The 14,577-nt window shown below is 61.4% G+C and carries 14 protein-coding genes; 7 read left to right on the forward strand and 7 right to left on the reverse strand.

What is annotated here, in order from left to right; all coding sequences use genetic code 11:
* From G9X68_RS16645 to oiaX, 7 genes are all read right to left on the reverse strand, one after another.
* On the reverse strand, positions 1-1,065 hold the full coding sequence (locus G9X68_RS16645; RefSeq protein ID WP_171603337.1) for an ABC transporter permease: 1,065 nt from the start codon (positions 1,063-1,065) through the stop codon (positions 1-3).
* A complete protein-coding gene (locus tag G9X68_RS16650) occupies positions 1,062-2,612 on the reverse strand; it encodes a sugar ABC transporter ATP-binding protein (protein ID WP_171603338.1) in 1,551 nt (516 codons plus the stop codon). Before G9X68_RS16650 ends, G9X68_RS16645 begins: the two co-directional genes overlap by 4 nt.
* Positions 2,609-3,253 carry a DUF2291 family protein gene (locus G9X68_RS16655; protein ID WP_171603339.1) on the reverse strand — a complete coding sequence of 215 codons (645 nt, stop codon included), beginning with the start codon at positions 3,251-3,253 and terminating at the stop codon, positions 2,609-2,611. The genes G9X68_RS16650 and G9X68_RS16655 overlap by 4 nt, the downstream gene beginning before the upstream one ends.
* 73 nt (positions 3,254-3,326) lie before the next feature.
* Positions 3,327-4,268 carry a D-ribose ABC transporter substrate-binding protein gene (locus G9X68_RS16660; protein WP_003550404.1) on the reverse strand — a complete coding sequence of 314 codons (942 nt, stop codon included), beginning with the start codon at positions 4,266-4,268 and terminating at the stop codon, positions 3,327-3,329.
* Positions 4,269-4,343: 75 nt separating this feature from the next.
* Positions 4,344-5,171 (reverse strand): phosphogluconate dehydrogenase C-terminal domain-containing protein, encoded by an 828-nt coding sequence (locus G9X68_RS16665; protein WP_171603340.1) that lies wholly within the window; start codon positions 5,169-5,171, stop codon positions 4,344-4,346.
* A gap of 121 nt (positions 5,172-5,292) precedes the next feature.
* On the reverse strand, positions 5,293-6,630 hold the full coding sequence (locus G9X68_RS16670; RefSeq protein ID WP_171603897.1) for a four-carbon acid sugar kinase family protein: 1,338 nt from the start codon (positions 6,628-6,630) through the stop codon (positions 5,293-5,295).
* Between the two features lie 5 nt (positions 6,631-6,635).
* Positions 6,636-7,892 (reverse strand): 3-oxo-isoapionate-4-phosphate decarboxylase OiaX, encoded by a 1,257-nt coding sequence (gene oiaX / locus G9X68_RS16675; protein ID WP_171603341.1) that lies wholly within the window; start codon positions 7,890-7,892, stop codon positions 6,636-6,638.
* A 177-nt stretch (positions 7,893-8,069) separates the two neighbouring features.
* Here oiaX and G9X68_RS16680 point away from each other — a divergent pair, with 177 nt between their 5' ends.
* The 7 genes from G9X68_RS16680 (at position 8,070) to G9X68_RS16710 (ending at position 14,534) form a co-directional block, all read left to right on the forward strand.
* On the forward strand, positions 8,070-8,774 hold the full coding sequence (locus G9X68_RS16680; RefSeq protein WP_171603898.1) for a transcriptional regulator NanR: 705 nt from the start codon (positions 8,070-8,072) through the stop codon (positions 8,772-8,774).
* Positions 8,775-8,953: 179 nt separating this feature from the next.
* A complete protein-coding gene (locus G9X68_RS16685; RefSeq protein ID WP_171603342.1) occupies positions 8,954-9,274 on the forward strand; it encodes a hypothetical protein in 321 nt (106 codons plus the stop codon).
* A 187-nt stretch (positions 9,275-9,461) separates the two neighbouring features.
* Positions 9,462-10,220, forward strand: coding sequence for a FadR/GntR family transcriptional regulator (locus G9X68_RS16690; protein ID WP_171603343.1), 759 nt, complete (start codon positions 9,462-9,464; stop codon positions 10,218-10,220).
* A 23-nt stretch (positions 10,221-10,243) separates the two neighbouring features.
* Complete coding sequence (locus G9X68_RS16695; RefSeq protein ID WP_171603344.1) at positions 10,244-11,218, forward strand: sialic acid TRAP transporter substrate-binding protein SiaP; 975 nt, start codon at positions 10,244-10,246, stop codon at positions 11,216-11,218.
* Positions 11,219-11,505: 287 nt separating this feature from the next.
* Positions 11,506-12,078: a TRAP transporter small permease gene (locus tag G9X68_RS16700; RefSeq protein WP_171603345.1), complete on the forward strand. Its 573-nt coding sequence runs from the start codon at positions 11,506-11,508 to the stop codon at positions 12,076-12,078.
* A gap of 4 nt (positions 12,079-12,082) precedes the next feature.
* The gene (locus G9X68_RS16705) at positions 12,083-13,489 is read left to right on the forward strand and encodes a TRAP transporter large permease (protein WP_029874539.1); all 1,407 of its coding nucleotides are present in this window, start codon (positions 12,083-12,085) and stop codon (positions 13,487-13,489) included.
* Positions 13,490-13,499: 10 nt separating this feature from the next.
* Positions 13,500-14,534, forward strand: coding sequence for an L-idonate 5-dehydrogenase (locus G9X68_RS16710; protein ID WP_171603346.1), 1,035 nt, complete (start codon positions 13,500-13,502; stop codon positions 14,532-14,534).
* Positions 14,535-14,577 lie beyond the last annotated feature (43 nt).

Here is a 14,577-nt window from a genome sequence, read left to right on the forward strand (position 1 = left end):
TTAACCTGCCTTTGCCATCTGCATGAGGGTAACGCGCTGCTGCAGGCGGCGCTGCGCCTGGTCGACGACGACGGCGATGATGATGACGAGGCCCTTGATGACCATCTGCCAGAAGGAGGAGACGCCCATCATCACCAATCCGTCGGAGAGAATGCCGATGACGAAGGCGCCGATGATCGTGCCGCCGATCGTGCCGCGGCCGCCCGACATCGAGGTGCCGCCGAGCACGGCTGCCGCAATCGCATTGAGTTCGAAGCTTTCGCCGGTCGCCGGATGGGCCGCCATCAGTTCCGAGGAGATGACGACGCCGACGATGGCGGCGCACAGTCCGGAAAACATGTAGACGAAGATCTTCACGACATCGACCCGGATGCCGGACATGCGGGCGGCCCGCTCATTGCCGCCGACGGCGAAGATGTGACGGCCGATCGGCGTCGAACGCGCGACATAGGCGGCTAGCAGGGCAAGCACGATCAGAATCCAGATCGATACCGGCAGACCGAAAATGCGTCCCGCGCCGAAGAAATCGAATCCGGTCGTCGCATATTCAGGCCGGCCGACAAGGTTCGGAAAGGTCTGGCCGTCCGACGACAGCAAAGCGAGACCGCGGGCGATATAGAGTGTGCCGAGTGTGGCGATGAACGGCGCAACGTTGAGCTTGGTGATCAGCAGGCCGTTGATCAGCCCGATGAGCAGGCCGATCGACAAGGTGATCAGCACGATCTCGAAGAGGTTGAAAAAGATGGTGTAGCCGATCGGCAATTCGATGCCGTAAAGGATCAGACCGCCGGCGACCATGCCGCAAAGCCCGACGATCGATCCGACCGAGAGATCGATGCCGCCGGTGATGATGACGAAGGTCATGCCCATCGCCAGGAAGGCGTTCAGCGCCACGTGCTTCGACATCAGGATCATGTTCGCCGTCGAGGTGAAGTTCGGGGCGAAGATCGCGAAGAAGATGATGACGGCAAATAACGCGATGAACGTCCTGAGCTTCATCAGCGTCAGAAGCGCCGAGCCGTTGCCGCCCTTCGGCGCAAGAGTGGTGGAGGTAGCCGTCATCATGACGCGAGTTTCCCTTGATGTCCGTGTCCCTTGGCCGAAGCCGCGATAATGGCTTCTTCCGTGGCCTCGTTGCGGTCGAAGACGGCGACCAGCTGGCCGTTGCTCAAGACCGCGATGCGATCGGAAAGCGCCATGACCTCCTCGAGGTCGGAAGTCGAAAACAGAATGGCGAGCCCGTTTGCCGCCAGCCGCCGCATGGTGCGGAAGACATCGGCCTTGGCGCCGACATCGATGCCGCGGCTCGGCTCGTCCATCAAAAGCACTTTCGGATTGGTCATCAACGCCTTACCGATGACGACCTTCTGCTGATTGCCGCCGGACATCGAGGTCACCTCGAAATCCGGGTTCGGCGCCTTGATCGACAGATCGCGGATTGCATCGCGAATGGCATTCTTTTCCGCACCTCTGTCGATATGGAAGAGCCGGGTGAAGCGGCCAAGGCTCGCCAGTGTCAGGTTGGAGGCAATCGAGAGCACCTGGACCAGACCTTCCCGCTGCCGGTCTTCCGGAATGAGCGCAAGGCCGCGGCGGATACGCCGGGTGGTGTCGCGGGCACGAACCTGCTTGCCGTCGATGAAGATCTTGCCGGTCGAGTGTGTGTGACGGCCGATCACGCATTCGAAGAATTCGCTGCGCCCGGCACCCATCAGGCCGTAGATGCCGAGGATTTCGCCCGCCTTGACCGACAGCGAGACATTGTTGACCGAAAGGCCGCCTGTCGGCCGCGGCAGGCTGATATTTTCGGCGCGAAAGACCTCGGCTCCGATGGCGTGGTCCACGGATTTTGCAAAATCCTTGGCATCCGAGCCGATCATCGAGCGCACGATCCAGCGCGTGTCGATGTCGCGGACCATCGCTTCACCGGTGACCTGGCCGTCACGCAGCACCGTGATGTAATCGCCGATCCGCATCAGCTCTTCGAGCCGGTGCGAGATATAGACGATCGCCACACCCTGGGCCTTAAGCTCCGCGATCACCTTGAACAGGATCTCGACTTCGGCCGCCGAAAGCGCCGACGTCGGCTCGTCCATGATCAGGATCCGGGCATCCAGCGACATCGCCTTGGCGATCTCGACGAGCTGCTGCTGGCCGATCGGCAAATCCTCGACCATCGTATCGGCCTCGATCCCGGCATCCAGACGCTTCAGAAACGCATTGGCCTTTTGCACCTGTGCCTTGTGATCGATGCCGAGGATGCCGCGGGTGATTTCACGCCTGGCGAAGATATTCTCGGCGACCGACATGTTGGCAAAGAGATTGAGTTCCTGGAAGATCATGCCGATGCCGTGCGCTTGCGCGTCCGCCGGGCTGTCGAAGGAGACAGGCTTGCCATCCAGAATGATGCGGCCGAGCGTCGGACGCTCGACACCGGCGATGATCTTCATCAGCGTCGACTTGCCTGCACCGTTTTCGCCGACAAGGACGTTCACTGCGCCGCGGCGCAGTTCGAGATTGGCGCGCTTGACGGCGACGATGCCCGAATAGACCTTCGACACGTCGTCGAGGCGCAGGATGATGTCGTCCTTTTGTGCCCCTCCTGTGGTCATGGGCCGACCTTCAGTTCCGAAGGCGTGATGAACGGCAGCTCGCCGCTCTTCGGCAGCGGAAAGGCGCCGATCGCGGTCACCGTCTTGCCGGCGAGGCCTTCACGCGGGATGGCGGAGAGAAAGGTGGTATTGGCCTTCTCGTTGAAGGCTTTGCCGAACTGCGCCCACTCGATCTGGTTCTTGAATTCGTTGAAATTGACGAACTCCAGCGTGTCGCGCAGCGCCGTGCCGCGCAGCGCCGGCCCGATCTGCACCTTCGCATCGGCCTTGCCGTCGCCATCTGCGTCGACATCGAGCGTTGCCGCGCGAGAGGCCGTATCGGCCGCAACAATCTTGCCGGTGATCTTCACCGCATAGGTCCATGGCGAGCTGCTCTGCTTGCGGGGATTGCCGTATTTCTCGCCTGCGGCGTCGGGGCTGGAGGCGGCCAATTGTATGACGTCCTTGAGATCGCCGGCGCGCTTCTCGAAATAGGGCACTGCCTCAGACTGCCAGATCGCCTCGACCTTTGCATTCGGGTCGAAGGCGGTCTTGGCCGCTGCCGCCGCCTTTTCCTCTGCCGTCGGCGTCTTGATGATCTTGCAGCCGGGCAAGGCGGCCGCCACGACGGCAGCGATGAGAGCGCCCTTCATTCTCAACATGCTTTAAACCTCGACGTCTTGCGAAATGCATTGCGGAGGGCGCAGCGCTGCGCCCTCCGCAATTCGCGGCTGATCAGTTCGTCAGGGCGAAGGTTTCGAGCTTGCCGGCATTGTCGGCATTGATGAGAACGCAATCCATCAACTGCTTCTCTTCCTTTGGCGTCGTCTTGTTCTTGATGTAGGCGTCTGCCTGTTCCACTGCCAACTGAGCCTGCGCATAGGCGGGCTGCAGGACCGTCGCCTTGATGCCGCCCGACTTGATGGAGTCGCGCACGTCGTTGGAGCCATCGAAGCCGACGACGATCACGTCCTTGCGGCCGGCCGCCTGCAGCGCTGCGATGGCGCCCATGGCCATGGTGTCATTGCCTGAAATGACGCCCTTGATGTCGGGATTTGCCTGGAGGATGGTTTCCATCTTCGAATAGGCTTCCGTCTGGCTCCAATTGGCCGACTGCTTGGCAACGGACTTCAGATCCGGATAGTCGTCGATGACGTCATGATAGCCTTGCGAGCGGATGCCGGCATTGGTGTCGGACTCCTTGCCCACCAGTTCGACGTAATTGCCCTTCTCGCCCATCAGCTTGACGAATTCCTGCGCCCCGAGCTGGGCGCCCTGATAGTTGTTCGAGACGATCTGGGCGACGGCAACGCCCGTCGCGTTGATTTCGCGGTCGATCAGGAAGGAGGGGATGCCTGCATCCTTCGCCTTTTTGACGGCCGCGACGGAGGCGTCGGCTCCGGCATTGTCGAGGATGATCGCCTTGGCGCCGCGCCCGATCGCCGTGTCGATCATTTCGGACTGCTTGTTGGCGTCGTCGTCATGCGTCATGAGCAGCGTCTCGTAGCCGAGTTCCTTCGCCTTGGCTTCGGCGCCGACGGCTTCGGCCTTGAAGAAGGGATTGTCATGCGCCGGCGTGATGATGGCGATGAGATCGGCCGAAAAGGCCGGAAGAGCCGTTCCGAGCGCCAATGCGCCGGCAAAAGCTGCAAGTGTCAGTCTGCGCGTCAGTTTCATTTTTTCCTCCCTGTTGTGAATGAAGCCCCTTCTCCCCGGGGCGGTTGAGGGGAGGGTTTGCCTCCCCAAGCCGGTTCAGGTGATGCGCCGGATGCTTTCGGCGATCTCCTGCGGTTCGAATACCTTTTTCCAGTCGTCGCGCATCAGCGCCGGGATGCCGAACTCGATCGCCTTGTTGCAGGCATCCGAGAACACGCCGTCGACTTCCTTGAAGATGACCGCGCCGAGCACGTTCATATGGCCGAGCAGGAAATCGCGGGCGGCCTGTTCCGGCACGCCGCGTGCCACGCATTCGTCCATGGCCTGTCGCATGACGACGAGCAGCGATGCGCAGACGGTTTCCGACAAGCCCGGTTCGAGCATGGCAAGCTGGTCGACCGTGACCCGGTGCGAGCGCATGACCGGGGCCCAGATCAGCTTGGCGATTTCCTCGCCGAGCGCGTAGGCGCTTTCGGGGCCTTGCATCAGTGCCGAGACGATATGCTGCTTGGCGAAGAGGCCGCCGAAGTGGTCCTTTTTCGCCTGCATGTCCGTCTCGTCATTGAAAATCGGCGGATGGCAGGGATGGGTGACGAAGTAGGTAAGATCATCACGCTTCGGCAGGTGGCCGGCAAAAGGAGCTGCAGCGTCCAGCGCGATCACCATGGTACCCGATGCGAGCTTGTCGACGATGCCTGCCGCGACCTTGCCGATCGCCGTGTCCGGCACGGCAAGGATCACCACCTCGGCGCCGTCGAGCCCGATATCGACGGGCACGCAATCGACACCGAGGTCATTTTTCAAACGCGCCTTGCCTGCGTCGCTCACCTCGATATGGCGGACGTCGAAACGCGAGCCTTTGAGATTTTTGGCAAGCCGGTATCCCATTTTCCCGCCTGCGCCGAAGAGGGCAATCTTAGTCATGTTTCCTCACCTTTTCCGTTTCTGGATAGGATCATATACTGGTATAATGAGTCAATCACCATATCACTTAATTCGTATGATCCGCACGTTTTTCTCCGCCAAGCCGGATCGGGGGAAACCATCAGCGTTTCCTCCCATCGCGGATCTGCGTGAAATAACCGTCGGTGCCGACCTGGCCGCCTTTGAGGGCGATCTGCAGGCCGTTGGTCGGCTGATAGTCGCCATGCGCAAGGCAAAGCGGAGAACCCGGCGTCTGGGGCAGCGGCAGAAGCGTCGTCAGCGCGTCGATCTTCAACTGCCTGAGGGCATGACTTGACGTGTCGCCGCCGGCGACGACCGCACGCGAAAGCCCTTCGTTCTCGATCAGGCGGCGCAAGATCGTGCCGAGCGCTCTCCCGAGCCGGTGACGAGCGCCTGGAAGCTTGTCGATGTCGGCGCCGCGGTCGGCGGACGGGCCAAGCGCGGTGTAGAGGATGACGCTCTTGCCTTGCTTGAGCTTCTCGGTTCCCGCCTCTACCGCAGCATCCACCGCGCCTTCGCCGTGCTCCGAAACCAGTGCCAGCGGATCGAGCGCGATGCTTTCGAAGCCGTTCTCGACGGCCGTCCGGATCTGGCGCTCGGTCGTCGGCGATACGCTGCCCGACACGACGGCGAGGCGATCGACCGGACCGATATCGGGAAACTCGGCGCCGCTCGCGCCGATGAAGCCGCTCCGTCGCCATGCGCTGAGCAGGGCATATTCGACCCCCGAGGAGCCGGCGACGAAGCTTCCCGAGCGGCCGGTGACACGAAGCAACTGCCGACCGGCGGCCTCCTGCGTCGCTTCGGAATCGACATCGATGAGCAGGATCCCTTCTGAAGCCGACGCCAGTTCGTCGACACGCGCATCTGCGTCCGTCGCGGTGATGGCGATAAGATCGGCGACCAGGACGGGAAGGCGGGTCTGTTTCGACAGGTGAACCGCAAGGTCCGCCTCATCCATCGGGGTCACCGGATGGCGGCTCATGACGGGATGGCGGTCGATACGAAAGATCCGGCCCTGGTAAGCGGCAAAGAGATTGCCGAATGCCGTGTAGCGCCTTAGTTGCGGCGCGCCGACGATGACGGGCGCCACGGATTGCCCGAAGACCGATCGGCCGATTTCGATCGCCTTGCCGATATTGCCGATTTCGGGGCTGGAATCGAAGGTCGAGCAGACCTTGTAGTGGCAGATGTCAGCGCCGAGCGAATTCAGCCACTCGAAAGCGCGCGCAAGGTGCTCTTGCATCCATGCGGGGGTCTCGCTGCGGCTTGTCCCGGCAATGCCGATCGCGCGGCAATCCTTAAAGCGCGCAAGCAGTTCCGGCGTCGGAATGTCGAGGAAGAGCACGGTCGACACGCCGTTCGAGGCGAGCGCCTCCATGACATCGGTGGAGCCGGTGAAGTCGTCCCCGTAATAGCTGACGAGAGGTCCATCCATGGTGGTCACGCGCCCTTGCCGCCGCTAAATTTTGCTATCGACGCTGCAAGCTCCGGATGATCTTTCGCATAAGTCTCCAACGGGATGTCCGCGACCGCGGCCTGCCAGGCCTGCTGCACGGCCCGAACCCCGGCCGCCGGGCCGCCGGGATGGCTGACGATACCTCCGCCGCAGAGATAGAGAAGATCGATGGTGCGGCCGGTCCGCTGATAGGTCTCCGGCGCCTGTCCTCCCCACTGGCCCGAACCGGCAACCGGAAGCGGGCAATCGGAGGCATTAAATAACGGCGTGCTGACGGCCTTGAAGGACGAGACGAAGCTGTCGTCCGGCTCCCAATACTTGACCCTGATGCCGTTGATCTGAAACTGGTCGACCCCGAGCAACCGCCAGAACTGCTGATAGACCTTGAAATCCATGCCGGCGCCCGGATCGCGCGTCAGCACGTCCCAACCGTTTCGATGCGCATGCAGCACCAGATCGGAGCGCTTGCGCAGAAAGCTCATGCCGCCGAAGCCGATCGAGTTGATGTTGACGACGGCGCAGTTGCCGCCGGCCTTGGCGACGATGTCGTGGTTGCGCATCATCTCGTCCGGGTCGGCATGCGAGATGCCAAAGGCATACATGACCTTCTTGCCGGTCTTCTGCTCGTGATCGAGAATGCATGGCATGATCGCCGCAACGCGGTCCTTGAGCGGCGAATAGGCCGGGCTCATCAGTTTTTCATCATCCTTGATGAAGTCGACGCCGGATGAGATCAGCTCGCCGACCAGTTCCGCCGTCTCGTGTGGTCTGAGGCCAAGCGCCGGCTTGACGATCGTTCCGATGATGGGGCGATCTTCGACGCCGGTGAGGCGGCGGCTCCCAGGGATGCCGAACTGCGGTCCGGGATGCGCGCTTTTGAAGGCGTCAGGCAGCGTCATGTCGACGATGCGGATGCCGGTCATGCCCTTGATGGAGTAGACGCCGCCGATCGCAATGGTCATCAATGCCGAAAGGTCTGTCCCGATCGCGTCCAGCGGAAAGGCGATGTCGATATCGGCGCGATGAAGCAGCGTGCCGGGGGCGACCTCGGGCCAAGTCGGATGACTGGCGCCTTCGAGCGGACGGATCGCCAGCACGCGGGCGGCGACACGCGATTTCAGCTCTTCGGTCTCGCCGGGGACGGGAACGAAGGTTCCGGTCGACTGGTCGCTCGCGATCTTTTCCGCCATCGCCTCGACGCTGCCGGGCGTTTCGATACGGTAGGTCAGGGTAATCATCATGAAACTGACGGTTGCTCCTCTCGCCACGCAGATTACCATGGCGTCAACTTGTGATCTGGTATAATGAGTATTCCAACTTATGAAAAGTAGAATCTTCGGATCCGCAAAATTTCGCCGACAGCTTTGTTCTCGACACGGAAACTGTTAGGAGAAAACATTTTGAGCCAGCGAGATGTGATGACCCAGCCCCTCGAACAAATCGTCCGCCGAAAACTCTCTGACGAAGTGTTTGATCGACTTGAGCGAATGATCACCTCGGGCGAGCTTCAGCCCGGCGACGAAATGCCATCCGAGCGCGTGCTGATGGAACGCTTCGGCGTCGGCCGGCCGGCAATCAGGGAGGCCATGCAGTCCCTTGCCAATAAAGGTCTTGTCAGCATTTCGCACGGTGAGCGGGCGAAGGTCCTCAGGCTGACGGCAAAGTCGATATTCCGCCAGGTTGATCTCACCGCCAAGATCATGCTGTCGCAATCAGCGGACTCGCTGGAGCATCTCAAGAGCGCCCGCATCTTCTTCGAGCGGGGCATGGCACGCGAGGCCGCGCAGCGGGCCTCGGTAAATGATATCGCCGACCTCAGGAATATCATCGAACGCCAGCGAATGTCGCTTGGGCGGGCCGAAGAGTTCATCGACGCGGACATGGAGTTTCACACCCGCATCGCGCAGATATCGGGCAATCCGATCTACGTCGCCGTCAGCGAAGCAATGCTTGCCTGGTTGAAGGAATATCATACCGAGATGCTGATCTGGACCGGCAAGGAAAAATTCACGCTCGCCGAACACGACGAAATCGTCGACCGCCTTGAAGCAAACGACGTGGATGGCTCGGAAACGGCGCTCCTCAAGCATCTCGAGCGGTCGCGAGCGCTTTACGCGAAGTAATCTTCACGAACTCGGTCGCCGCTGGCCATCGCTCACTTCCTGACTCTGCCTCACCTTTGATCCTTGGGCGCGCCCGGGGCTCCAGAGCATATGGGATGTTCGTAGGCAGAAACTGCGGAACAATGACGTGCCGGCGAGGTTCTGCCTGATCACCCAAAGATCCCAAGGAGGACACCAGGATGCGTATGAAACTCGTAGCAGCTTCGCTTTTCGCTGTCGGCATGGCCACGTCAGCTTTCGCCCAGTCCAATCCGGCACCAGCCGGCGCCACGATCGATAAAAACCAGGCCGATCAGGGCGGCGGTGCAAGCGGCGATATGAAGGCCAAAAAGCCGATGGCGACCGATACCACCACGACCGGCTCTACGACCACCGGCACAATGAAAACCGACAAGCCCAAATGCCCCAATCCGGTCAACAACTCCGACAATCTTCAGACGCAGGGCGGCACGAGCAATGCCACGCCGATGGATGAGGCCTGCGCGGCCCATAACAACTAGTCGGCCACCGTCGCAAAGAACCCCGCCTCGGCGGGGTTTTTGCGTGCTCGGCTCGGTCTATGTTACTCTCCTTTCAAGTTTATGCGGCGGATTGACGCACAGCCCAAGGGGTGATACCTGTATGTTAATTGGTCAGGCCAGTTGACCAGTCTGCGCGCTTGAGGAGAAGCTCGCCGGGGAGGCCATGATGTTTTCGCCTGTTGAATCACGCCGTCTTTACCGGCAGGTCGCGGATCAGATTCGCTTGATGATCGCCAGCGGCGAGCTTGCCGTCGGCCAGCGGCTGCCGGCCGAGCGCGATCTGGCGGAGCAACTGTCGGTGTCACGCCCGACCGTCCGCGAGGCGCTGATCGTTCTGGAGGTCGAAGGCCTCGTCAACATCCGCATGGGATCCGGCATCTATGTGGTGCGCCGGCATGCCGCGACTGCCGCCGGGGCCGAGCGAGAGCCGGTGGAGGGGCCGTTCGAGCTGCTGCAGGCGCGTGCCATTATCGAATGCGCCATCGCCGAAGAGGCTGCCGGTCGCGCCAAACCGGACGATGTCGCTCTGCTCGATGAGGCTCTGACGCGCATGAGTGGCGTGGTCAACGATGCAATCGCGGTGCTCGATGCCGATCGCGCCTTCCACACCGGCATTGCCGCCATCGTCGGGAATGCGACATTGATCCGCGTGACGGGCGAGATGTTCGACATGCGCATGACCCCTTATTTCGCAAGGCTCGCCAGCCACTTCGAGGGGCCGACGACATGGCGTAGCGCCCTGGACGAACATCGCGCCATTCGCGACGCGATCGCCGCCGGCGATGCCGCCGGCGCCAAGGCTGCCATGCGCGCCCATCTCACAATGTCGCAGAAGAGATTTTCCGAGAGCTTCGGGGAGGAGTTTTCGGGGGAAGAGGAGCGCGGACGCAACAGGCGGCCGTCGAAAGCAACTGCCAAGACTTAACCCAAGCTCGGGAGGAGAGAGCAATGAAAAGCAGACTGGCAACGATACTTTGCACTGCAGCCGTCATCATGGCGAGCAGCGCGATCGCGCAGGCCCAGACAGTGCTGAAATGGGCGCATGTCTATGAAACGTCCGAGCCCTTCCACACGGATTCCGTCTGGGCCGCGGAAGAGATCAACAAACGCACCGACGGGCGCTACAAGATCGAGGTCTATCCGGCGTCGCAGCTCGGCAAGGAAGCCGACATCAACCAGGGCCTCAAGCTCGGGACGGTCGACATCATCATCTCGGGATCGAGCTTTGCGGCGCGCGACTACAAGCCGATCGGCGTGACCTACTTTCCCTATATCTTCCGCGGTCCCGATCACCTGATCGCCTATACCAGGAGCGATGTCTTCAAGCGCCTTGCCAAAGGCTATGAAGACAAGACCGGCAACCACATCACCGCCGTCAGCTATTACGGCACGCGCCATACGACATCAAACAAGCCGATCGCCAAATGCGCCGATATGCAGGGCCTGAAGATCCGCGTGCCCGACGTTCCCGCCTATCTCGCCATGCCGCGCGCCTGCGGCGCCAACACGACGCCGATCGCCTTTGCAGAAGTCTATCTCGCCTTGCAGAACGGCACGGTCGAGGCGCAGGAAAACCCGCTGACGACAATCGAGGCGAAGAAGTTCTACGAAGTCCAGAAGAACATCATCCTCACCGGCCACATCGTCGATCACCTCAACACCGTGGTCTCGAAGACGCGGTGGGCGAGCCTTTCCGACGAGGACAAGAAAATCTTCGGCGAGGTCATGCAGGAGGCCGCCGAGCGCACGAGCAAGACGATCGCCGGCAAGGAAAACGGTCTTATTGCGACCTTCAAGGAAAAGGGCCTGAACGTCGCCGAGGTCGACAAGGCCGATTTCGAAAAGACCGTGATGGAAAAGGTCAAGTTCGAGGATTTCGGCTACGAGAAGGCCGATTGGGAAGCAATCCGCGCGATACAATAAAGCCCGCAAGCCACCCGTTCGTCATGCCCCTCACCCTAACCTCTCCCCGTTTAGACGGGGAGAGGGGACGTGCCAATGCAGCGTCGAGGGTTGAAGAAGCCGCTGCGGCATGTCCCTTCGCCCCGTTTGCGGGGGTCCGAAGGACGGGTCGAGACACGTGGCTCGACCCAGGCAAGGGTGGCGGCAGCCGGATGAGGGGCAGGCGCCGCCGAGCGCAAGACGATGTCGACACGAAGGGCACGCCCCCCACGCCGCGCCCTTCTTCCTCAACTGAAACAGGGCCGATCATGTCGCAAGAAATTCACACGCCAATCACCGCCGAGGAAATCGGTCACGAGTTCGAAGGGCACGCGCCGACGGCAAACGTCTCGGACTATGCCATCGAAGACTGGATCACGCTGATCGTCTTCTGGCTGATGGCGGGTTGCGTCTTCCTGCAGTTCTTCACGCGCTATGTGCTGAACGACAGCTACGCATGGACCGAGGAGATTGCGATCAACTGCCTGATCGGGGTCGTCTTTCTGGGTTCCGTCATGTGCGTGCGCACCTCGCGGCATATCCAGGTCGATGTGTTCTATCACTATATGCCTGCAGGCCTGGCGCGCGTGCTCGCCACCTTCGTCGATATCGTCCGCATCGGCTTCTTCGCCTATGGCTGCCACCTGATGTGGCGCTATGTCGACATCGTGGCGGATGAGCAGATGGTCACCATCGACCTGCCGCGCAACATCGTCTTCTACGCCGTTCTCATCGCTTTCGTGCTGATGCTGATCCGCGCGGTCATCGTCTTCATCACCAACATGCGCCGCGGCTACTCCGTTCTGGAGCGCCCCGAAGAATTCCAGACCGTCGAGGGTTGATCCGATGCTGCTGCTTCTTGGTTCGTTTCTGGTGCTGATGCTGATCGGGGTGCCCGTCGCCATCTCGATGGCTGTCGCATCCGTGCTTTACATCGTCCTTTACGGCGTCGCCCCCGACATCATCGTCGCCCAGCGCATGATCGCCGGCGTCGAAAGCTTCCCGCTGCTCGCCGTGCCGTTCTTTATCCTCGCGGGCAACCTGATGAACTCAGCTGGTGTCACCGGCCGCATCTATTCCTTTGCCGTCGCTCTCGTCGGCTGGATGAAGGGCGGTCTTGCGCAGGTCAATATCATCGGTTCGGTGATCTTCTCCGGAATGTCGGGCACTGCGCTCGCCGATGCAGCGGGTATTGGCACGATCGAGATCAAGGCAATGAAGGATCACGGCTATCCGGTCGAGGCCGCGGTCGGAGTGACGGCAGCGTCTGCCACGCTCGGCCCGATCTTCCCGCCATCGCTGCCTTTCGTGATCTACGGCATGATGGCGAACGTCTCGATCGGCGCTCTTTTCATGGCAGGCATCCTGCCAGGCATTGTGATGACGCTGCTGATGATGATCACTGTCGCCGCCTTCGCCTATAAGAAGCGCTGGGGCTCGGACGCACCGTTCGATGTCAGGCAGTTGCTGTCGGCCGGGATGGAAATCGTCGTCGTCCTGGCGGTGCCGCTGGCCATCTATCTGATGATGCGTGCCGGGGTATCGATGAATGCCGCAGCCGGCATCGCCCTTGCCCTGCTTCTTGCCCTCGACTGGTATTTCCGCTTCTCCGCCGTCATGGCGCTGATGACGCCAGTGATCCTGATCGGCGGCATGACGATGGGCTGGTTCACGCCGACGGAGGCTGCCGTCGCCGCCGTCCTCTGGTCTCTGTTCCTCGGCCTGGTGCGCTACCGCACGATGACGCCCTCGACGCTCGCCAAGGCAAGTTTCGATACGATCGAGACGACGGCATCGGTTCTCTTCATCGTCACCGCGGCATCGGTCTTTGCCTGGCTGTTGACGGTGAGCCAGGCGGCACAGCTGCTGTCCGATGCTATCCTGTCGATCACCGACAATAAATGGGTTTTCCTTATCCTGGTGAACCTCTTGATGCTCTTCGTCGGCTGCTTCCTGGATACGATCGCGGCCATTACCATCCTCGTGCCGATCCTTCTGCCGATAGTCCTGAAGTTCGGGATCGATCCGGTCCAGTTCGGTCTCATCATGACGCTGAACCTGATGATCGGCCTGTTGCACCCGCCGCTCGGCATGGTGCTTTTCGTGTTGTCGCGGGTCGCGAAACTCTCCGTCGAACGGACGACCATGGCGATCCTGCCCTGGCTGGTACCGCTCTTTCTGGCGCTGATCCTGATCACCTTCGTCCCGGCCATATCGCTCTGGCTGCCGCAGCAGCTTGGACTGTTGAGATAGGATGGACACGATGCGGACAAGTGTGGCACGGCTTTACCAAAAGGGCGATCTCAGGATCGAGACCGCTGCGGTTGCGGCCCCTGGTCCCGGCGAGGTGCTGCTCAAAATGGCGGCCGCAGGAATTTGCGGCTCCGACCTGCATTATTATCAGGATGGCGGCTTCGGCCCGGTCCGGGTTCGCGAGCCGATCATACCCGGCCACGAGGCCTCAGGGACCGTGAGCCAAGCGGGCGAGGGAGTCGACCTGAAGGCCGGGACGCTGGTGGCGGTCAATCCCAGCCAGCCCTGCGGGCATTGCGAATATTGTGAGAAAAACATGCCGATCCACTGCCTGGAAATGCGCTTCATGGGCAGTGCAATGCGCCTGCCGCATGAGCAGGGCATGTTCCGGGAATGGCTGGTGGTGCCGGCCAAGCAGTGCTTTGCGGTCGGAGTTGCGACACCTGCGGCGGAAGCCGCCTGCAGCGAGCCGCTCTCCGTCTGCCTGCACGCGGCATCGCGCGCGGGAGAGATCACAGGCAAACGCGTGCTGGTCACCGGAGCCGGCCCGATCGGCGCGCTGATGGTTGCCGTCGCCTCCTATCATGGCGCCGGCGAGATCGTGGTGACCGATCTTGCGGATGCGGCGCTGGATCGGGCCAAAGCGATGGGCGCCAGCCGCACGATCAATGTTTCCAAAAATGCCCAGGCGCTTGCGGAATTCGAGGCGGGAAAGGGTTATTTCGATCTCGTCTTCGAATGCTCGGCCGCCGCCCCGGCCATCCGCGGCGCGATTGCCGCCATCAGGCCGCGCGGAACGATCGTGCAGGTCGGCGTCACAGGAGACGTCCCGATCCCTCTCAACGCCATCGTCGGCAAGGAGCTTCAACTCCACGGAACCCAGCGTTTCCACGAGGAATTTGCGACCGCCGTCGATCTGATCTCCAGCCGCAAGATCGATGTCCGGCCGATTATCAGCCACAGCCTGCCGCTCGAACAAGCCGCCGCAGCTTTCATCCTCGCCGGCGACCGCTCGGCCGCCTGTAAGGTGCAACTGACTTTTTAGAGCGCGGCGCGGCTCCCGGTCCGTCGGCGGAGGGGAGGAATAG

It is taken from the genome of Rhizobium changzhiense, assembly GCF_013087625.1.
In the GTDB taxonomy this organism is placed as follows: Bacteria; Pseudomonadota; Alphaproteobacteria; order Rhizobiales; family Rhizobiaceae; genus Rhizobium; species Rhizobium sophorae.